The organism is Curtobacterium sp. MCBD17_008, from assembly GCF_003234475.1.
Taxonomy (GTDB): Bacteria; Actinomycetota; Actinomycetes; order Actinomycetales; family Microbacteriaceae; genus Curtobacterium.
In genome coordinates this window covers 1-20,406 of sequence record NZ_QKTK01000016.1, presented here as the reverse complement: position 1 = coordinate 20,406, position 20,406 = coordinate 1, and the positions used below count along the sequence as shown (strand labels likewise).

Annotated in this window: 18 protein-coding genes; 15 read left to right on the top strand and 3 right to left on the bottom strand. The window is 70.4% G+C overall.

The window, feature by feature from the left end; translation table 11 throughout:
- Positions 1-47: 47 nt before the first annotated feature.
- Entirely contained in the window at positions 48-1,598 is a 1,551-nt protein-coding gene (locus DEI95_RS13750) for an amino acid permease (protein WP_110889898.1), read from the bottom strand.
- 143 nt (positions 1,599-1,741) lie between these two features.
- On the opposite strand from DEI95_RS13750, the gene DEI95_RS13745 reads away from it, so the two are divergent.
- Positions 1,742-2,923, top strand: coding sequence for a mechanosensitive ion channel family protein (locus tag DEI95_RS13745; RefSeq protein ID WP_111060601.1), 1,182 nt, complete (start codon positions 1,742-1,744; stop codon positions 2,921-2,923).
- Between the two features lie 72 nt (positions 2,924-2,995).
- Here the strand turns inward: DEI95_RS13745 and DEI95_RS13740 are convergent, their stop codons facing one another.
- The gene (locus tag DEI95_RS13740) at positions 2,996-3,196 is read right to left on the bottom strand and encodes a hypothetical protein (RefSeq protein WP_110824472.1); all 201 of its coding nucleotides are present in this window, start codon (positions 3,194-3,196) and stop codon (positions 2,996-2,998) included.
- A gap of 100 nt (positions 3,197-3,296) precedes the next feature.
- Between DEI95_RS13740 and DEI95_RS13735 the strand changes: the two genes are divergently transcribed.
- The gene (locus DEI95_RS13735) at positions 3,297-4,448 is read left to right on the top strand and encodes an SLC13 family permease (RefSeq protein WP_111060600.1); all 1,152 of its coding nucleotides are present in this window, start codon (positions 3,297-3,299) and stop codon (positions 4,446-4,448) included.
- A 34-nt stretch (positions 4,449-4,482) separates the two neighbouring features.
- Here the strand turns inward: DEI95_RS13735 and DEI95_RS13730 are convergent, their stop codons facing one another.
- Positions 4,483-5,454 carry a magnesium transporter CorA family protein gene (locus DEI95_RS13730; protein ID WP_111060599.1) on the bottom strand — a complete coding sequence of 324 codons (972 nt, stop codon included), beginning with the start codon at positions 5,452-5,454 and terminating at the stop codon, positions 4,483-4,485.
- A 156-nt stretch (positions 5,455-5,610) separates the two neighbouring features.
- On the opposite strand from DEI95_RS13730, the gene otsA reads away from it, so the two are divergent.
- The 13 genes from otsA to DEI95_RS13665 all read left to right on the top strand — a co-directional run bounded on the left by otsA (position 5,611) and on the right by DEI95_RS13665 (position 20,119).
- Positions 5,611-7,203 (top strand): alpha,alpha-trehalose-phosphate synthase (UDP-forming), encoded by a 1,593-nt coding sequence (otsA, locus tag DEI95_RS13725; protein WP_110889896.1) that lies wholly within the window; start codon positions 5,611-5,613, stop codon positions 7,201-7,203.
- A complete protein-coding gene (gene otsB / locus DEI95_RS13720) occupies positions 7,196-7,975 on the top strand; it encodes a trehalose-phosphatase (protein WP_110824468.1) in 780 nt (259 codons plus the stop codon). Before otsA ends, otsB begins: the two co-directional genes overlap by 8 nt.
- A 71-nt stretch (positions 7,976-8,046) precedes the next feature.
- On the top strand, positions 8,047-9,741 hold the full coding sequence (ilvD, locus tag DEI95_RS13715) for a dihydroxy-acid dehydratase (protein ID WP_110889894.1): 1,695 nt from the start codon (positions 8,047-8,049) through the stop codon (positions 9,739-9,741).
- 46 nt (positions 9,742-9,787) lie between these two features.
- A complete protein-coding gene (locus DEI95_RS13710) occupies positions 9,788-11,608 on the top strand; it encodes an acetolactate synthase large subunit (protein WP_110824466.1) in 1,821 nt (606 codons plus the stop codon).
- Positions 11,605-12,105: an acetolactate synthase small subunit gene (ilvN, locus tag DEI95_RS13705; RefSeq protein WP_110824465.1), complete on the top strand. Its 501-nt coding sequence runs from the start codon at positions 11,605-11,607 to the stop codon at positions 12,103-12,105. Before DEI95_RS13710 ends, ilvN begins: the two co-directional genes overlap by 4 nt.
- A 44-nt stretch (positions 12,106-12,149) precedes the next feature.
- A complete protein-coding gene (ilvC, locus tag DEI95_RS13700) occupies positions 12,150-13,175 on the top strand; it encodes a ketol-acid reductoisomerase (protein ID WP_110824464.1) in 1,026 nt (341 codons plus the stop codon).
- A 201-nt stretch (positions 13,176-13,376) separates the two neighbouring features.
- Positions 13,377-14,567, top strand: a complete 1,191-nt coding sequence (locus DEI95_RS13695) for a mannitol-1-phosphate 5-dehydrogenase (RefSeq protein WP_110824463.1) — start codon at positions 13,377-13,379, stop codon at positions 14,565-14,567.
- Positions 14,568-14,593: 26 nt separating this feature from the next.
- A complete protein-coding gene (locus DEI95_RS13690) occupies positions 14,594-15,016 on the top strand; it encodes a hypothetical protein (protein ID WP_110824462.1) in 423 nt (140 codons plus the stop codon).
- Positions 15,013-15,402, top strand: a complete 390-nt coding sequence (locus tag DEI95_RS13685; protein WP_110889892.1) for a hypothetical protein — start codon at positions 15,013-15,015, stop codon at positions 15,400-15,402. Before DEI95_RS13690 ends, DEI95_RS13685 begins: the two co-directional genes overlap by 4 nt.
- A gap of 104 nt (positions 15,403-15,506) precedes the next feature.
- Positions 15,507-17,096, top strand: coding sequence for a phosphoglycerate dehydrogenase (gene serA / locus DEI95_RS13680; protein ID WP_110824460.1), 1,590 nt, complete (start codon positions 15,507-15,509; stop codon positions 17,094-17,096).
- 7 nt (positions 17,097-17,103) lie between these two features.
- Positions 17,104-18,171, top strand: a complete 1,068-nt coding sequence (locus tag DEI95_RS13675; RefSeq protein ID WP_110824459.1) for a 3-isopropylmalate dehydrogenase — start codon at positions 17,104-17,106, stop codon at positions 18,169-18,171.
- 13 nt (positions 18,172-18,184) lie between these two features.
- On the top strand, positions 18,185-19,339 hold the full coding sequence (locus DEI95_RS13670; RefSeq protein ID WP_110824458.1) for a branched-chain amino acid aminotransferase: 1,155 nt from the start codon (positions 18,185-18,187) through the stop codon (positions 19,337-19,339).
- Positions 19,340-19,348: 9 nt separating this feature from the next.
- Complete coding sequence (locus DEI95_RS13665; RefSeq protein WP_110824457.1) at positions 19,349-20,119, top strand: fumarylacetoacetate hydrolase family protein; 771 nt, start codon at positions 19,349-19,351, stop codon at positions 20,117-20,119.
- The last annotated feature ends 287 nt before the right edge of the window (positions 20,120-20,406 follow it).

Here is a 20,406-nt window from a genome sequence, read left to right as displayed (position 1 = left end):
CCGCTGATCGTACCGGCGGGTGCCGGACCCGTGCCACGTCGGGGAGGTCAGCTGCGGCCGTCGCCGTCCCTGTGCTCGGTGGACCGCCGCACCTGCGCGGCCGGGTCGCGGCCGGTGATCGGGTACGGACCGGTGACGCCCTGGCGCAGCGAGGCGATGCGGAGGATCCGGTCACGCTGCAGGAACCAACCGACGACCAGCAGCGGGATGACGACGACCAGCGAGGCGATCGTGTACGTCCCGACCGGGTAGTCGATCGCCATGAGGACGATCACCGACGCGAGGAACGCCAGCGTCAGCCAGCTCGTGACGGGAGCCCCGGGCAGCCGGAACGTCGGTTCCTTCGCCAGCCCCTGCTTGGCCCACTGCCGCAGCTTCATCTGGCAGAGGATGATCGTGCCCCACGCCGTGATGATGCCGAGGCTGGCGATGTTCAGGGCGATCTCGAACGCCTGGCCGGGCACGAAGTAGTTCAGCACGACACCGGCGACGGTGAAGGCCGCGGTGAGCAGGATGCCGGCGTACGGCACGCCGCCCTTCGACATCTTCGTGGTCCACTTCGGTGCCGAGCCGTTCATGCCCATCGAGTGCAGCGCGCGGCCGGTCGAGTACAGCCCGGCGTTCAGGGACGACAGCGCCGCGGTGAGCACGACGAAGTTCATGATCGACCCGACGACGACCCCCACCTGCGGGTTCCCGATCGACGAGAAGAACGTGACGAAGGGGCTCTCGCCCTCCTTGTACGCCGTGTACGGCAGCAGGATCGACAGGAGGACGATCGAGCCGACGTAGAAGACCGCGATGCGGAAGACGACGGAGTTGATCGCGCGCGGGATGACCTTCTCGGTGTCCTGGGTCTCGCCGGACGCGGTGCCGACGAGCTCGATCGCGGCGTAGGCGAACACGACGCCCTGGATGACGAGGACGGCCGGCAGGACGCCGTTCGGCAGGAGCCCGCCGTTGTCGCCCCAGATCGAGAAGCCGGTCCGGACCGCCTCGCCGCCGGTCTCCACCGGGAACGCGAAGACGAGCCAGACGATCGCGACGACCAGGAACGCGACGAGCGCGGCGACCTTGATGAGCGCGAACCAGAACTCGAGTTCGCCGAACACCTTCACCGCGACCATGTTCGCGGCCAGGACGACGACCAGGGCGATGAGTGCGAGGAGCCACTGCGGGGCCGCGGTGAACGCCGACCAGTACTTCAGGTAGACCGCGACGGCCGTCGTGTCCACGATCGAGGTCATCGCCCAGTTGAGGAAGTACATCCACCCCGCGGCGTAGGCGAACTTCTCGCCGTAGAACTCGCGGGCGTACGAGATGAACGACCCGGAGGAGGGCCGGTGCAGCACGAGCTCCCCGAGTGCCCGGAGGATGAAGAAGGCGAACACGCCCGCGATCAGGTACGTCACCGCGAGGGCGGGACCGGCGGTGTGGAGCCGGCCACCGGCACCGAGGAACAGGCCCGTCCCGATCGCGCCACCGATGGCGATCATCTGCAGTTGCCGGGGCTTCAGCCCGTGCTGGTAGCCCTCCTGCTCGTGCGAGAAGTCGTTCGCCGGAGCGCGGTCGACCCCCGTGTCGTTCTTCGCTGTCATGGCCGACACGCTACCGCCGGACGTCCGACCCGGGCGCCCGACGGCCTCCGCACCTCGTCCCACCGCGCCCGATGGCCTTCCCGGGCCCGCTCCCTGGCCGCCGCCTGGACGACGAGCGACGCGGGACCCACCACGATGGACGGATGGACATCTTCCTCCGACTCCTCGTCGCGATCGGGATCGCCCTGCTCGTCACGGCCGTCGCGTCACTCGTCCTGCACCTGGTCTTCCGGGCGCTCGGTCGGCGGGAACGCTGGGCGGCCGCGCTCTCCCGGCGCACGAAGCACCCGACCCGCACCACCCTGCTCCTCGCCATGCTCTGGACGGCGTTCAGCTCGAGCATCCCGCGCGACGCCGAGCGGTTCCCGTGGCGGGACGAGGTGTCGCACGTCTTCCTCATCGCGATGATCGGTGTCGGGTGCTGGTTGGCCTGCGAGCTCGCGATCTTCCTCGAGAGCCTCGGGCTGCACAAGTACCGCGTGGACGTCCCCGACAACCGGGTCGCCCGCCGGGTGCGAACGCAGGTGCTCATCATCCGGCGACTCACCGTCGCCGTCCTCGTCATCATCGCCGTCGGTGCGATCCTGCTCACCTTCCCCGGGGTGGAGGCCGCCGGCGCGAGCGTCCTGGCGAGTGCCGGGCTCCTCTCGGTGATCGCCGGTCTCGCCGCGCAGTCGATGCTCGGGAACGTCTTCGCGGGCATGCAGCTCGCCTTCTCCGGCTCGATCCGGGTCGACGACGTCGTGGTGGTGGAGACGCAGTGGGGCCGGATCGAGGAGATCACCCTCACCTACGTGGTCGTGCACCTGTGGGACGACCGGCGGTTCGTGCTGCCCTCGACCTACTTCACGAGCACCCCGTTCGAGAACTGGACCCGCACGGGCAGCGAGCTGCTCGGTGCGGTCGAGTTCGACCTCGACTGGCGGGTGAGCCCGTCGGAGATGCGCGAAGAGCTCGACCGCATCCTCGAGACGAGCACGATCTGGGACGGCCGCACCAAGGTGCTGCAGGTCACGGACGCCGTCGGGGGACTGGTGCGCGTCCGCATCCTCGTCACCGCGCCCGATGCCGGCGGCCTGTTCGACCTCCGGTGCTACGTCCGCGAGGAGATGGTGGAGTGGCTGCAGCGCCAGCACCCGGAGGCACTGCCGCTGCAGCGCGTCCAGCTCACCGACCCGGTGCAGGAGCCCGCGGCACCGCGCCGGCCGCGGAGCGAGAACGACTCCCAGCTGTTCGGTGAGGGCGACGAACGCTCCGCCCTGTTCACCGGCCCGATCCAGACCTCGGGCATCCGCGCCGAGGACGTCCCGCCCGAGCGGCGCTGACCAGCTGCCCCATGACGGACGGGAGGCCCGCTACCAGCTGGTAGCGGGCCTCCCGTCCGTCGTGTGGTGCCGTCAGCGCGCGGCGCGCTGCTTCGCCTTCACCGCACGGTCGTCCTCGACGACCGTGCCGACCGCCACGATCGTGGTCGAGAGCCAGGCCACCCAGGTCAGGGCGAGCCGCCAGTCACGCGGTCCACGCCTGGTCGTCTGCAGCACGCTGTAGCCGCTGATGAGCGAGCCCCACACCGCACCGCTGAACATGAACTTCCGCACGGGTTCCTCCTGTCGTCGTCCGGCCCACGTTACCGGGCGGTACATTGGAGCGCCGCCGGGCGCACAGGGACCGCCGGCCATCCCAGCAAGGAGTCGCATCGTGCGCCAAGCCGTCATCGGAGCCGTCCTGCTCGCCGTCGGGGCGGTGTGCGTCGCCCTCGGGTTGCTGCCGCTGCCCGAACTCGCGGCGCTCGCGGAGCGGGTCCTGCCGGTGCTCGGCTTCGTCCTCGGGCTGACGATCGTCTCCGAGCTCGCCGCGGACGCGGGCGTCTTCGACCGGCTCGCCGACCTCGCCGCGCGGATCGGCGGCGGACGGACGATCGGCCTGTGGGCCGCGGTCGTCGTGCTCGCCGTGGTGTGCACGGTGTTCCTGTCGATCGACACCACCGCGGTCCTGTTGACACCGATCGTCATCACGCTCGCGCGCCGGGTCGGGCTGCCGCCGATGCCCTTCGCCCTCACCACCGTCTGGCTCGCGAACACGGCATCGCTGCTGCTGCCGGTGTCGAACCTGACGAACCTGCTCGCGGTGGACGGCATCGGACTCGACGGGCCGCTGCCGTTCGCCGGGCTGATGGTGTGGGCGGCGCTCGCCGGGGTCGTCGTGCCGTGCGCGGTGCTGCTCGTGGTGTTCCGTCGCTCGCTGTTCGGGCGCTACACGCCGGTCGGGCTGCGGAAGGCGTCCGATCCGGTCTTCTCCTGGGCGGCGTCCGTCGTCCTCGTCGCCCTGGTCGTGGCCCTGACCGCGGGGGTCGAGGTCTGGGTCGCCGCCGTCCTCGCGGCGCTCGTGCTCATCGGGGTCGCGGCGTGGCGGGCACCCGCGGAGCTCAGGCCGTCCCGCGTGCCCTGGTCCACGCTCGTGTTCGCCGCCGGGCTCTTCGTCGTCGTCGAGACCCTGCACGCCACCGGGGTCACCGATCCGATCGTCCAGGCGGTCGGCGGGGGCACCGGGACCGGTCCGCTGCTGCTCCTCGGCGGGGCAGGGGCCGTCGCGGCGAACGCGATCGACAACCTGCCCGCCTACCTGGTGCTCGAACCGGCCGCGGGGCACGAGGCCCTGCGGTACGCGGCGCTGCTCGTCGGCGTGAACGCCGGGTGTCTCATCACGCCGTGGGCCTCGCTCGCGACGCTGCTGTGGCACGCGCGGCTCACGGCCGAGGGCATCCACCTGTCGTGGGGGCGCTACATCGCCCTCGGGTGCGTGGTCGCGCCACTCACCGTCGTCGCGGGCGTGCTGGCGCTGCAGATCTGATCCGTCGTGCCCGGCGCGCTCGCGGTGCCGGCACTCAGAGCCAGTCGCGGTGCTTGAACGACCGGTAGAGGACCAGCGACGTCACCACGGTGAGCGCGAGCGACGCCCACAGCCCGCTCCACTCGCCCTCGCCGGGGAACTCCACGTTCTGCCCGAAGAAGCTCGTGATGCCGGTCGGGATGGCGATGATCGCCGCCCAGCTCGTCACCTTCTTCATGACGGTGTTCTGCCGGTTCGACGCCAGGTTCAGGTTCGTCTCCAGGACGCTGGAGACCGCGTCGCGCTGCTGCTCGACGGTGTCCGCGATCGACACGAGGTGGTCCTCCACATCGCGGAAGTACGGGCGGACCCCGTCGACGATCGTCTCGGCGTCACCGTGCAGCAGCGACCCCACGCTGTCCCGGGTGGGGACGACGAGCCGGCGCAGCACGCCGAGCGCCTTCCGGAGCCGGAACGAGCGCCGCTGGATCTGCTGCTCGCGCGGGTCCCCGTTCTCGAACAGGTCGTCCTCGAGCGCGTCGATGTCCCGCTCGATCGTCTCGAGGACGCTCGTGGCGTGGTCGACGACCGTGTCGAGCAGGCCCCACAGCAGCCACGGGACCCCGTGGTCGGCGAGGTCGCTGTTGGCGTCCCACCGGCGCTGGACCGCGGAGGTGTCGAAGTCGGCGCCGTGGATCGTCACGAGCGCGCGGGAGGTGACGAACGCCTTCACCTCGTGGGTGACGAGTCCACCGTCCTCGCCGGGGCCGTGCGCGTCGTAGACGACGAGGAACAGGCTGTCCCGGTACCGGTCGAGCTTCGGGCGTTGCCCGCGCTCCACGGCGTCCTCGACGGCGAGGGCGTGGATGCCGAGCTCGCCCTCGACCTGCTCGAGGTCGGCCGGTGTCGGATCCGTGAAGTCGACCCAGACGAAGGCGCCGTCGCGGGCGACCAGTTCCGACACGTGTCCGACCGGGAAGTCCTGCTCCGCCGGCGACCCGTCCTGCCAGCAGCGCGTGCTCACCATGGGGCGAGCCTAGTGAGGCGGTCCGGTGGCACCCGACGGTCTGGGCGCTCCGGTGCCCGTCCGTGAACATCCGCTCAGCCCGGTCGACCGGTCGCTGGTAGTTTCGGGGTCGACGCCCCGGCAGGCCGCCGGGCAGGAACGGAGCACCCGCCACCCATGCCCGCAGACCGCACGGACAGCACCCGGTACGCATTCATCGTCGCCTCGAACCGACTGCCCGTCGACCGGGTGGTCGAGGAGGACGGTTCGGAGGGCTGGCGGCACTCTCCCGGCGGCCTGGTCACGGCGCTCGAGCCGGTGATGCGCCAGAACGACGGGGCCTGGGTGGGGTGGGTCGGCCAGCCGGACGTCACGGTCGAGCCGTTCGACAACGAGGGCATCCACATCGTCCCGGTCCCGCTCAGCGCGGACGACGTGCAGGAGTACTACGAGGGCTTCAGCAACGACACACTGTGGCCCCTGTACCACGACGTCATCGAGCACCCGAGCTACCACCGCGACTGGTGGAACGCGTACAAGCGTGTGAACCAGCGCTTCGCGGAGCAGGTCGCCGAGATCGCCGAGCAGGACGGCATCGTCTGGGTGCAGGACTACCAGCTGCAGCTCGTGCCGGCGCTCCTGCGCACCCTGCGTCCCGACCTGACGATCGGGTTCTTCAACCACATCCCGTTCCCGCCGGTCGGCATCTACGCCCAGCTGCCCTGGCGCGCGCAGATCCTGGACGGCCTGCTCGGTGCGGACGTCATCGGGTTCCAGCGGCAGGACGACGCGAGCGACTTCCTCCGTGCGGTGCGGCACATCAAGGGCTACACGACGAAGGGCTCGATCGTCGACGTCCCGGTGGACGACCCGCAGGCACCGCGGAGCCGCAAGGGCGTCACCGTCCGGCACGTCGAGGCCCGGCACTTCCCGATCTCGATCGACGCCGAGAGCTTCGAGGAGATCGCCCGCCGTCCCGAGGTGCAGCAGCGCGCGAAGGAGATCCGCGACGGTCTCGGCAACCCCACGACCGTCCTGCTCGGCGTCGACCGGCTCGACTACACGAAGGGCATCCGCCACCGCATCAAGGCGTTCGGCGAGCTCGTCGAGGACGGCCGCCTCGCGGTGGAGGACGCCGCGCTCATCCAGGTCGCCAGCCCGAGCCGGGAACGCGTCGACACCTACCGGATGCTCCGCGACGAGATCGAGCTCACCGTGGGACGCATCAACGGCGACCTCGGCGTCATCGGCCACCAGCCGATCTCGTACCTGCACCACGGCTACCCCCGCGAGGAGATGGTGGCGCTCTACCTCGCCGCCGACATCATGCTCGTCACGGCGCTCCGCGACGGCATGAACCTCGTCGCGAAGGAGTACGTCGCGAGTCGCTTCGACAACGACGGCGTGCTCATCCTCTCCGAGTTCGCCGGTGCCGCCGACGAGCTCAAGCAGGCCGTCATCGTCAACCCGCACGACATCGGGGCGCTGAAGGACTCCATCCAGCGCGCGATCGAGATGCCCCGACGGGAGCGCTCGACGCGCATGCGGGCCCTCCGCAAGCGCGTGCGGGACAACGACGTGGCGCGCTGGTCCCGCTCGTTCCTCGAAGCGCTCGACCGCCATGCGCCGAAGAGTGCCCAGATCGACCCGGACGCAGCCGACCAGGGGGAGCCGCACCGCGAGGCACCGACCGACGGCACGTCGATCTTCGACCAGGACGCCCAGACCGCGCGCGCCGCCGAGGACACCCGGGAGGACCGCGATGCCTGACCGGACGACGGAGACCGGTCTCGTCCAGGCGCTCGAGACGCTCGCGGCTGCGCCGCGACTGCTCGTGGCGCTCGACTTCGACGGCACGCTCGCGCCCTTCGCCGACGACCCCGCACGGGTGGGTGCGCTGCCCGGCAGTTGGGCCGCCGTCCTCACCCTGCAGCGCGCGCGGGACACGGAGGTCGTGCTCGTGTCCGGACGGCCGCTCGGCAGCCTGGCAGCGGTGTCCCACGCGCCGGAGACCATGGCGCTGATCGGCTCGCACGGCGTCGAGTGGCGTGTCGACGGCCACGACGAAGCCGCGCTGACCGAAGAAGAGACCGCCAGGGTCGCCCGGATCGGCGCTGCACTCGACGCGGTCGGTGCCCGCCACCCCGGCGTCGTCATCGAGCACAAGCCGGCGGGCCACGGTGTGCACACCCGGCGGGTGAGCGCGGAGGAGGCCGCCGCGACGAACGCCGAGGCGAGCCGTGCCGCGCACGACGCCGACCCCGGCGTGCTCGAGCGCGGGGGCAAGGACATCCTCGAGTTCGCGGTCCGCCACGTCACGAAGGGCGACGCGATCGACCGCCTCCGGGAGCTCCGAGGAGCGGACGCGGTGTTCTTCGCCGGCGACGACGTGACCGACGAGGACGGCTTCCGGGTGCTCCGCGACGGCGACGTCGGCGTGAAAGTGGGGGAGGGGGACACCCTGGCCGCCCACCGTGTCGCCGATCCGGCAGCCCTGACCGACGTGCTCAAGCAGCTCGGACGACTCCGGGCCACGCGCTGACCGAGGGCGCAACACGATGCAGACGCATGGTGTTGCGCCACTGGTATCCCAAACGGTCCTAGACTCTGGACATGCCTGACATCGACGTGAAGCCGCGCAGCAGGGTCGTCACCGACGGGATCGAAGCAACCACTTCGCGTGGCATGCTGCGGGCCGTCGGGATGGGCGACGAGGACTGGGAGAAGCCGCAGATCGGCATCGCCTCGTCCTGGAACGAGATCACCCCCTGCAACCTCTCCCTCGACCGCCTCGCCCAGGGCGCCAAGGAAGGCGTCCACGGCGGCGGTGGGTACCCGCTGCAGTTCGGCACCATCTCCGTGTCGGACGGCATCTCGATGGGCCACGAGGGCATGCACTTCTCGCTCGTGTCGCGTGAGGTCATCGCCGACAGCGTCGAGACGGTCGTCAGCGCGGAGCGCCTGGACGGCACCGTCCTGCTCGCCGGCTGCGACAAGTCCCTGCCGGGCATGCTCATGGCCGCCGCGCGCCTCGACCTGGCGAGCGTGTTCCTCTACGCCGGGTCGGTCATGCCGGGCTACGTCAAGCAGGCCGACGGGTCGATGAAGGAAGTCACGATCATCGACTCCTTCGAGGGTGTCGGTGCGTGCAAGGCCGGCACCATGACCGAGGAAGAGCTCAAGAAGATCGAGTGCGCGATCGTCCCCGGTGAGGGCGCCTGCGGTGGCATGTACACCGCGAACACGATGGCGAGCCTGGCCGAGGCGCTCGGCATGTCGCTCCCCGGCTCCGCCGCGCCGCCGAGTGCCGACCGCCGCCGCGACTACTACGCGCACCGCTCGGGCGAAGCCGTCGTGAACATGCTCCGCCTGGGACTGACCGCCCGGCAGATCCTGACGCGCGAGGCCTTCGAGAACGCCATCACCGTGCTCATGGCCCTCGGTGGGTCGACGAACGCCGTGCTGCACCTCCTCGCGATCGCCCACGAGGCCGAGGTCGAGCTCACCCTCGACGACTTCAACCGCATCGGCTCGAAGGTCCCGCACCTCGCCGACATGAAGCCCTTCGGCAAGTACGTCATGGTCGACGTCGACCGCAACGGCGGCATCCCGGTGATCATGAAGGCCCTGCTCGAGGCCGGCCTGCTGCACGGCGACTGCATGACCGTCACGGGCAAGACGGTCGCCGAGAACCTGGCGGCGATCGACCCGCCCGAGCTCGATGGCGAGGTCTTCCGGAAGATCGACAACCCGATCCACGCGACCGGTGGCCTGACGATCCTGCAGGGCTCGTTCGCGCCGGAGGGTGCCGTCGTCAAGACGGCCGGCTTCGACGCCTCCGTGTTCGAGGGGCCCGCGCGGGTGTTCGACCGCGAGCGTGCCGCGATGGACGCCCTCACCGAGGGCCGCATCCAGAAGGGCGACGTCGTGGTCATCCGCTACGAGGGACCCAAGGGCGGACCGGGCATGCGCGAGATGCTGGCCATCACAGCGGCCATCAAGGGCGCAGGCCTCGGCAAGGATGTACTACTGTTGACGGACGGTCGATTCTCAGGCGGCACAACCGGCCTCTGCATCGGCCACATCGCACCGGAAGCCGTGGACGCAGGTCCAGTGGCATTCGTGCGCGATGGCGACCGCATCCGTGTCGACATCGCGGCTCGCTCGCTCGACCTACTGGTCGACGACGCCGAGCTGGAATCCCGCCGAGCAGGCTGGGAACCGTTGCCCCCGCGCTACACCCGCGGAGTCCTCGCGAAGTACGCCAAGCTCGTCCAGTCCGCCGCCCTCGGCGCGGTCACGGGCTGACGTCGACACCCGACACATCGCCATCCCTCCAGGCAAGGAACCGTTCATGCCCACGGAAGCCACACCGCTGTCCGCTGCCGGAGCACGTCGCTCACCAGAGGTCCTGACCGGCTCGGGAGCCGTCCTCCGGACGCTCGAGCACCTCGGGATCACCGACGTCTTCGGCCTGCCCGGCGGCGCCATCATCCCGTTCTACGACGAGCTCATGGCGTCCACGACCATCCGCCACATCCTGGTCCGGCACGAGCAGGGCGCCGGCCACGCCGCCGAGGGCTACGCGTCCTCGTCCGGCAAGGTCGGCGTCGCGATCGCGACGTCCGGCCCCGGTGCGACGAACCTCGTCACCGCGATCGCCGACGCCTACATGGACTCCGTGCCGTTCATCGCGATCACCGGGCAGGTCTTCTCGACCCTGATGGGGACGGACGCCTTCCAGGAGGCCGACATCGTCGGGATCACGATGCCGATCACGAAGCACTCGTTCCTCGTCACGAAGCCCGAGGACATCCCCGCCACGATCGCCGCCGCGCACCAGATCGCGACGACCGGCAGGCCCGGCCCGGTGCTCGTGGACATCACGAAGGACGCGCAGCAGATGTCGGCGCCGTACATCTGGCCGCCGAAGATCGACCTGCCGGGCTACCGTCCGGTCACGAAGGCACACGGCAAGCAGATCACCGCCGCCGCGCAGCTGCTCGCCGAGTCGAGCCGCCCGGTCCTGTACGTCGGCGGCGGCGTCATCCGTGCCGGTGCCTCCCCGGAACTCCTGCGCTTCGCCGAGGCGACGGGCGCGCCGGTGGTCACGACGCTCATGGCGCGCGGAGCGTTCCCGGACTCGCACCCGCAGCACCTCGGCATGCCGGGCATGCACGGCACCGTGCCCGCGGTCCTCGGGCTCCAGGAGAGCGACCTCATCATCGCGCTCGGCGCCCGCTTCGACGACCGCGTGACCGGGAAGGCCGACGAGTTCGCCCCGGACGCCAAGGTCGTGCACGTCGACATCGACCCGGCCGAGATCTCGAAGATCCGCTTCGCCGACGTGCCGATCGTCGGGGACGCGAAGGTCGTGCTGGCGGACCTGCTCGAGGCGTGGGCCGCCGTCGACCAGTCCGAGCGCGCCTCCACGGCCGACTGGTGGGCGCACCTCGACAAGATCCGTGCCGACTTCCCGCTCGGGTACGTCGAGCCGCAGGACGGCCTCATCGCACCGCAGCACGTCATCCGCCGCATCGGCGAGATGACCGGACCGGAGGGCGTGTTCGCCTCCGGTGTCGGGCAGCACCAGATGTGGTCGGCACAGTTCATCCAGTACGAGCGCCCGAACGCGTGGCTCAACTCCGGCGGCGCCGGCACGATGGGCTACTCCGTCCCGGCAGCGATGGGTGCCAAGGTCGCCCAGCCGGACCGAGTGGTCTGGGCGATCGACGGTGACGGCTGCTTCCAGATGACCAACCAGGAGCTCGCGACCTGCGTCATCAACGACATCCCGATCAAGGTCGCGGTGATCAACAACTCGTCGCTCGGCATGGTGCGGCAGTGGCAGACGTTGTTCTACGACGGCCGGCACTCGTTCACCGATCTGCAGACCGGGCACGGCACCCGCCGCGTGCCGGACTTCGTCAAGCTCGCGGACGCCTACGGAGCCCTCGGCATCCGGGTCGAGCGTCCCGAGGACATCGACGCCGCGATCCAGCTCGCGCTCGACACCAACGACCGCCCGGTCGTCATCGACTTCGTGGTCAGCCGCGACTCGATGGTCTGGCCGATGGTCCCGCAGGGTGTCGGCAACTCCTCCATCCAGTACGCCCGCGAACTCGCGCCCACCTGGGACGACGAGGACGCCGACATGACGGGGGAGCCCGCATGAGCCACGTCCTGTCCCTCCTCGTGGAGGACAAGCCGGGTCTGCTGACCCGTGTCGCCGGGCTGTTCGCCCGACGCGGCTTCAACATCGAGTCGCTCGCCGTCGGCAGCACCGAGGTGGACGGCCTGAGCCGCATCACCGTGGTGGTCGACGTCGAGGACCTGCCGCTCGAGCAGGTGACGAAGCAGCTCAACAAGCTCGTCAACGTCATCAAGATCGTGGAGCTCGACTTCCCCCAGTCGGTGCAGCGCGAACACATGCTCGTGAAGGTGCGTGTCGACAACCAGACCCGGTCCGCGGTGCTCGACGCCGTGACGCTGTTCCGGGCGCAGGTCGTCGACGTCGCCACCGACTCGCTCGTCGTCGAGGTGACCGGTGACCCCGGGAAGATCCAGGCGATCCTGCGCGTCCTCGAGCCCTACGGCATCAAGGAGCTGGCCCGCGCCGGCCTCCTCGGCATGGGCCGCGGACCGAAGAGCATCACCGACCGGGTGCGCTGAGCACCGGTCAGCCAGAGACCACCGAACCAAGGAGATCACGCACCGTGACTGACATCGTGTACGACGCCGACGCCGACCTCAGCCTCATCCAGGGCAAGAAGGTCGCGGTCATCGGCTACGGGTCGCAGGGCCACGCCCACGCCCTCAACCTCCGCGACTCCGGCGTCGAGGTCAAGATCGGCCTCAAGGAGGGTTCGAAGAGCCGCCAGAAGGCCGAAGAGGCCGGCTTCGAGGTGCTGACCCCGGCCGACGCCACCGCGTGGGCCGACGTCGTCGTCATCCTCACCCCCGACCAGGTGCAGCGGATCGTCTACAAGGACGACATCGCCCCGAACCTCAAGCAGGGTGCGACGCTCGTCTTCGGTCACGGCTTCAACATCCGCTACGGCTACATCGAGGCGCCGGAGGGCGTGGACGTCTCGCTCGTCGCGCCGAAGGGCCCGGGGCACACCGTCCGCCGCGAGTACGAGGCCGGCCGTGGTGTCCCGGTCATCGTCGCGGTCGAGGTCGACGCGTCCGGCAGCGCCTGGGACCTCGCCTGGTCCTACTCCAAGGCCATCGGCGGTCTGCGCTCCGGCGGCATCAAGACCACGTTCACCGAGGAGACCGAGACCGACCTGTTCGGTGAGCAGGCCGTCCTCTGCGGTGGCACGTCGCAGCTCATCCAGTACGGCTTCGAGACCCTGGTCGAGGCGGGCTACCAGCCGCAGATCGCCTACTTCGAGGTCCTGCACGAGCTCAAGCTCATCGTCGACCTCATCTGGGAGGGCGGCCTCACCAAGCAGCGCTGGTCGATCTCCGACACCGCCGAGTTCGGCGACTACGTCTCCGGCCCGCGCGTGATCTCCCCCGAGGTCAAGGAGAACATGAAGGCGGTCCTCGCCGACATCCAGGACGGCACCTTCGCGAAGCGCTTCATCGAGGACCAGGACGCCGGTGCCCCGGAGTTCCAGGCCCTCCGCGAGAAGGGCGAGGGGCACCCGGTCGAGGCGACCGGCCGCGAGCTCCGCAAGCTCTTCGCGTGGAAGCAGGCGGACTCCGACTACGTCGACGGTTCGGCCGCGCGGTAGTCTGCCTGAGACAAGCTCGACCCGCGAGGCGGCGGTGCAGTGCACCGCCGCCTCTCGATGTGACCCGGACACGATGCAGCAGCTCCTCCAGAACCCCGACGTCTCCGGACGTCGACACAGCGCGACGACGCCCGACGTCGTGCCGGTCGTCGCGCCCACGGCGTGGCGCGGGCCCGCCGCCGGACATGGGATGATCGTCGGATGGCGGTGACGAGACGAGCGGTCCACATCGGCGCCGGCAAGATCGGGCGCGGGTTCGTGGGCCAGTTCCTCGTGGCGAGCGGCTACGACCTGACCTTCGTCGACGTCGACGAGCGTGTGGTCGCCGCCCTGAACGAGGCCGGCCGGTTCGTCGTGCACGAGGTCGGCGAGATGCCGGTCGAGCACACCGTCGCCGGGTTCCGCGCGCTGAACAGCAAGACGGACCGCGACCGCGTGGTCCGGGCGATCGCCGAGGCCGACGTCGTCACCACCGCCGTCGGGGCCCGCACCCTGCCTCTCGTGGCGCCGCTCATCGCGGAGGGCCTCGCGGCCCGTCCGCTCGACCGCGGCGAGGTGACGATCGTCGCGTGCGAGAACGCGTTCAACGCCACCGACTCCCTGCACGCGAGCATCCGCCGTGCCCCGATCCTCGAGGACCGCGACATCGCCGCGGTCTTCGCGAACTGTGCGATCGACCGCATCGTCCCGGACCAGTCCGGCGTCCTCGGCCAGTCCGGCGGTCTCGACGTCGTGCTCGAGCCCTTCTACGAGTGGGTCATCGAGCGCACGCCCTTCGCCGGGACCGCCGCCGAGCACCCCGTCATCGACGGCGTGACCTGGGTGGACGACCTGCAGCCGTTCGTCGAGCGCAAGCTCTACACCGTCAACACCGCGCACGCGACCGCCGCCTACCACGGCTGGGTGCGCGGCATCCGGCTGATCCGGGAGGCCCTCCAGGACCCCGCCGTGCGCGCCGAGGTCGACGGGGTGCTCGCGGAGACGACCGCACTGCTCGTCGCGAAGCACGGCTTCGACCCGGAGGAACACGCGCGGTACGTCGCGGCGAACCTGACGCGCATCGCGAACCCGCTCCTGCCGGACACGACGCTGCGCGTCGGCCGGAACCCGCTGCGCAAGCTCGGTCGCCGCGAGCGGTTCATCGGCCCGGCCGCGCAGCTCGCGGAGCGGGGCCTCCCCGTGGACCACCTCCTCGGCGCCGTCCGCGTCGCGCTCGAGTTCGACGACCAGGACGACCCGGAGTCGTACGAACTCCACGCGCTGCTCCGCTCCGGTGCGACGGCGCACGCCCTCACCGAGATCCTCACCGGACTGATGGAGGGCCACCCGCTGTTCCCCGCCGTCCGCGACGTCGTGGCCGGTGTGCTCGAGACCCAGCCAGCCCAGGCATGAGCGGCGACCCTCGTAGACTCGACGGCATGACGGAGGCACGCGAACCCGACGACGACGACGCCCTGTCGTGGGGTGACGCGGACGACGCCACGCACGTGGACGCCGCGCACAACCCGATCGCCGTCCGGGAGCGCGACGAGCGTGACCCCGACGCGCCCGAGACCTCCGGGGCGCTCATCGGGTTCGGCGTGTTCGGCGGGCTGTACCTGCTGTACACCGTGGCGTGGCTGCTCACCGCCTCGACGACCTACGTGTCCGGCGTCGACCGGGTGCTGAGCGGCTACGTCGAGGTCCTGCGCTTCCTGTCGATCGTCGCCCCGGCGCTGTGGTTCACGGTGGTGCTCTGGGCGGCCCGCGGTCGGAGCACCCGCACCCGCCTGCTGTGGATGCTCCTCGGCGCGGTCGTCCTCTTCCCCTGGCCGTTCCTCATGACGCGGAGCTTCGGGTGACGGCGGTCGACGGCCGTGCGGGCCGGGCGGCACGGTCCCGCACCGGACTCCTCGGCCGGATCGCGATCTGGGCCGTGTTCGCCGTGTTGCTGGCGTACATGACCGTGCAGAGCGTCGGGAACCTCGTCACCGTGTCGCGCTCGGTGCAGGAGTTCAACGCGTTCATCGCGAGCTCGTCCGGAGGCGACTCGCTCCGACGCGCCGTGCCGTGGGTCTGGCTCGTCCTGGACATCGTGATCGCGCCGCTGGCCTTCGTCGTCGCGCTGTGGGTCACCCGCCGGTCGACGCTCGCGGTGACGGCAGCGGTGTTCCTGCTCGCGTTCGCGGCGGCCGGGGCGCTCTGGCTCGACCTGCAGCTCTTCGTCCCGCGCCTGCTCGACTTCTGAGCCGGGCGGACCGTCCGGGTCGGCGACGCTGACGGCGTCGTAACGACCCCGCCGCGTCGGTAGGGTGGTGGTACACCACCCGTCTCGTGTGAGGAACAGCAGTCGTGTCGAAGCCGGTCGTCCTGATCGCCGAAGAACTCTCGCCCGCCACCGTCGACGCCCTCGGGCCCGACTTCGAGATCAGGAACGTCGACGGCACCGACCGTCCGGCCCTGCTCTCCGCGCTGTCCGACGCGCACGCGATCCTCGTCCGGTCCGCGACGAAGGTCGACGCCGAGGCGATCGCCGCGGCACCGCAGCTGCAGGTCATCGCCCGCGCCGGCGTCGGGCTCGACAACGTGGACATCAAGGCGGCCACGACCGCCGGCGTCATGGTGGTGAACGCGCCGACGTCGAACATCATCTCGGCTGCCGAGCTGACCGTCGGGCACATCCTGTCGCTCGCGCGCCACATCCCGGCGGCGCACGCGTCGCTGGCCGCCGGCGCGTGGAAGCGGTCGTCCTACACGGGCGTCGAGCTGTACGAGAAGACCGTCGGCATCATCGGCCTCGGTCGGATCGGCGCGCTCATCACGCAGCGCCTCCAGGCCTTCGGCGTCTCGGTCATCGCGTACGACCCCTACGTCACGACGGCTCGTGCACAGCAGCTCGGGGTGGAGCTCGTGTCCCTCGAGGACCTGCTCCGCCGTGCCGACTTCACCACGATCCACATGCCGAAGACCCCGGAGACGGTCGGCATGATCTCCGACGACCAGTTCGCGCTCATGAAGCCGACCGCGTTCGTCGTCAACGTCGCCCGCGGCGGCCTCATCGACGAGGACGCGCTGTACCGCGCCCTGACGTCGAACACGATCGCCGGTGCCGGGCTCGACGTCTTCGTGTCCGAACCGCCGAAGGACTCGCCGCTCGTCTCCCTGCCGAACGTCGTCGTGACGCCGCACCTCGGTGCCTCGACCGACGAGGCGCAGGAGAAGGCCGGTGTCGCCGTCGCCAAGTCGGTCCGCCTGGCACTCGGGGGCGAGCTCGTGCCCGACGCGGTCAACGTCGCCGGCGGGGTCATCGACCCGTACGTGCGGCCCGGCATCCCGCTCGTCGAGAAGCTCGGCCAGGTCTTCACCGCGATGGCGACCTCGCCGGTCACGAGCATCGACGTCGAGGTGCACGGCGAGCTCGCCGAGTACGACGTCAGTGTGCTGAAGCTCGCCGCGCTCAAGGGCGTGTTCACCGACGTCGTCAGCGACCAGGTCTCCTACGTCAACGCGCCGCTCATCGCGGAGCAGCGCGGCGTCACCGTCCGGCTCATCACCGACGGCGACAGCCCCGAGTACCGCAACCTCCTCACGATCCGCGGCGCGCAGTCCGACGGTCCGGCGATCAGCGTCTCCGGCACGCTCACCGGCTCGAAGCAGGTCGAGAAGCTCGTCGAGATCAACGGCTACGACGTCGAGGTCGCGCTCGACAAGCACCACGTGGTCATGGCCTACACGGACCGGCCGGGCATCGTAGCGGTGTACGGCAAGGAGTTCGGCGACGCGGGCATCAACATCGCCGCCATGCAGATCGCCCGCCAGTCGGCCGGTGGGGAAGCGCTCAGCGTGCTGACCGTCGACTCGCCGGTCCCGGACGAGGTGCTCGAGCACGTCCGTTCCACGATCGACGCGGCGTCGCTCCGCGAGATCGACATCACGCTCTAGGAGACCCATGTCGCAGACGCTCAAGCTGGCGGTCATCCGCGGGGACGGCATCGGCCCCGAGGTCGTCGACGAGGCCCTCAAGGTCCTGCACGCGGTGGTCGGTGCGGAGCTCGACGTGCAGGAGACCGCCTTCTCGCTGGGTGCGAGTCGCTTCCTCGAGACCGGGGACGTCCTCACCGAGGACGACATGGCGGCGATCGCCGAGCACGACGCGATCCTCCTCGGAGCCGTCGGCGGTGACCCGCGGGACCCACGGCTCGCCGGCGGGATCATCGAGCGCGGGCTGCTCCTGAAGCTGCGGTTCGCGTTCGACCACTACGTCAACCTCCGGCCGACGACCGTGCACGACGCCGTCGCGTCACCGCTCGCCGCACCCGGGGACGTGGACTTCGTCGTCGTCCGCGAAGGCACCGAGGGTCCGTACGTCGGCAACGGCGGCGCGATCCGCGTGGGGACGCCGCACGAGATCGCCACCGAGGTCTCGCTCAACACGGCGCACGGCGTGGAGCGCGTGGTGCGGTACGCGTTCGACCTGGCCTCGCGGCGACCCCGGCAGCACCTCACCCTCGTGCACAAGAGCAACGTCCTCGTGCACGCCGGGTCGCTCTGGCAGCGGACCGTCGCCGCGGTGGGGCAGGAACACCCGGACGTCACGGTCGACTACCAGCACGTCGACGCCGTCATGATCCACATGGTGCGGGAGCCGTCGCGGTTCGACGTCATCGTGACGGACAACCTCTTCGGCGACATCATCACCGACCTCGCCGGGGCGATCAGCGGCGGCATCGGTCTCGCCGCCTCCGGGAACATCAACCCGGACGGCACCTTCCCGAGCATGTTCGAGCCGGTCCACGGATCGGCGCCCGACATCGCCGGCCAGCAGCTGGCCGACCCGACCGCCGCCGTCCTGTCCGTCGCCCTCCTGCTCGACCACATCGGCCGACCGGACCTCGCGGCGGCGGTGACGCAGGCGGTCGAGGCCGACCTCGCCGACCGGGGCACCACACAGCGGTCGACGGCCGAGATCGGTGACGCCATCGTCGCCGCGGTCACCGCACGCACCACCACGGCCTGACAGGAGCCATCCCATGAGCAACGACACCAACGACGGCAGCGACAGCAGCGGCGCCGACTTCGCACTGGACTTCGCGACCACTCCGTCCCCGGAGCGTCGTGCCGCGGCGGAACGCGAGGAGATCCTCGCCGACCCCGGCTTCGGCAAGCACTTCACCGACCACATGGCGTCCGTCTCGTGGACGATCGACCACGGCTGGCACGGCGCCTCGGTCCACGCGTACGGACCGCTCTCCCTCGACCCGAGCGCGAGCGTCCTGCACTACGCGCAGGAGATCTTCGAGGGCATGAAGGCGTACCGGCACGCCGACGGGTCGGTGTGGTCGTTCCGTCCGGACGCGAACGCGCGACGGTTCGCCCGTTCGGCGCGACGGCTCGCGCTCCCGGAACTGCCCGAGTCGGTCTTCGTCGAGTCCGTCCGGCAGCTGGTCCGCGCGGACGAGGCCTGGGTGCCGTCGGCCCCGGAGACGAGCCTGTACCTCCGCCCGTTCATGATCGCGACCGAGGCCTTCCTCGGCGTCCGCGCCGCCCACGCGGTCCAGTACCACTGCATCGCGAGCCCAGCTGGGGCGTACTTCACCTCGGGGCCGGAGCCGGTGTCGATCTGGCTGTCGACCCGGTACGCCCGCGCAGCCCGGGGCGGCACCGGTGCGGCCAAGACCGGCGGCAACTACGCGGCGTCCCTGCTCCCGCAGCAGGAGGCGTACGAGCACGGCTGCCAGCAGGTGATGTTCCTCGACTCCGAGAAGGGCGAGTACCTCGAGGAGCTCGGCGGCATGAACGTGGTCCTCGTCCGCGCCGACGGCACGCTGATCACGCCCGACTCGGACTCCATCCTCGAGGGCATCACGCGCGACTCGATCCTGCAGCTCGCGGTGGACCGCGGCCTCCGGGTCGAGCGTCGTCCGGTCAGCCTCAGCGAGTGGCGGGACGGCGTCGCGGACGGCACCATCACCGAGGCCTTCGCGTGTGGCACCGCGGCGGTCGTCACGCCGATCGCGGAACTCCGTGGCGACGGCTTCACGATCGGTTCGCCGACCACCGGTGCCGGCGAACTGACGATGTCGCTGCGTACGGAACTGACGGACATCCAGTACGGACGCCGTCCCGACCCGCACGGGTGGATGGTCCGGTTGACGGAGCCGACGACCACCACGAGTGCTGAGTAGGGTCGACGCGTGAAGATCGCACGGTTCAGCACCGAGGGGGAGGACCCCCGTTACGGCATCCTCGATGAGCGCGCACTGGTGGTGCTCGCTGGCGACCCGATGTACCAGGGCTTCGAGACGACGGGGGAGCGGGTGCCCCTCGCGGACGCGAAGCTGCTCGCCCCGGTCATCCCGCGGTCGAAGGTCATCGGCGTCGGGCTCAACTACGCCGAGCACGTCTCGGAGATGGAAGAGCACACCGCCGACGACCCGGTGGTGTTCCTCAAGCCGAACACGTCGGTCATCGGTCCCGAGGACCCGATCCGGCTGCCCGCCGACATCGGCCGCGTCGACCACGAGGGCGAGCTCGCCATCGTGATCGGGTCCCTCGCCAAGAACGTCGCGAAGGAGGACTTCGCGAGCGTCATCCTCGGGTACACGATCGCGAACGACGTGACCGCCCGTGACCTGCAGGCGCGCGACGGCCAGTGGGCCCGCGCCAAGGGCTTCGACACGTTCTGCCCGCTCGGTCCGGTGATCGAGACCGAGATCGACCCGTCGGACATCCGCATCGAGACGCGCGTCGACGGGGACCTCCGTCAGGCCGCGTCCACGAACGAGATGGTGCACGACATCCCGACGCTCATCGAGTTCATCTCGTCGATCTGGACCCTGCTCCCGGGCGACGTCATCCTGACCGGCACCCCGGCGGGCGTCGGCGCGATCCGCGACGGCGAGGTGGTGGAGGTCACGATCTCCGGCATCGGATCGCTCCGCAACCCGGTGATCGCTCGGCACTGACCGGCGGCGGCACTGACCGGCGACGTCGCCGACCTGGAGGCCCGACACCGTCACGGTGTCGGGCCTCCGTCCGTCCCGGGGTCGGCCTCGTGCGCGCTGGCCGCGATCCGCGGTGGCGCGGACGACACGCCCGGGATGGACCCCGGTTGGCAGGTCCTCGCAGGCTGTGTAGAGTAATCACTCGTTGCCGCTGAGGCGGAGAACGGATCGGCCGAGACGCTGACGGAGTTCGACTCCGGGAGATGCAGTCTGGCTCCGGTTCTTCCCCGGGCAACGAGCCAGCCTCT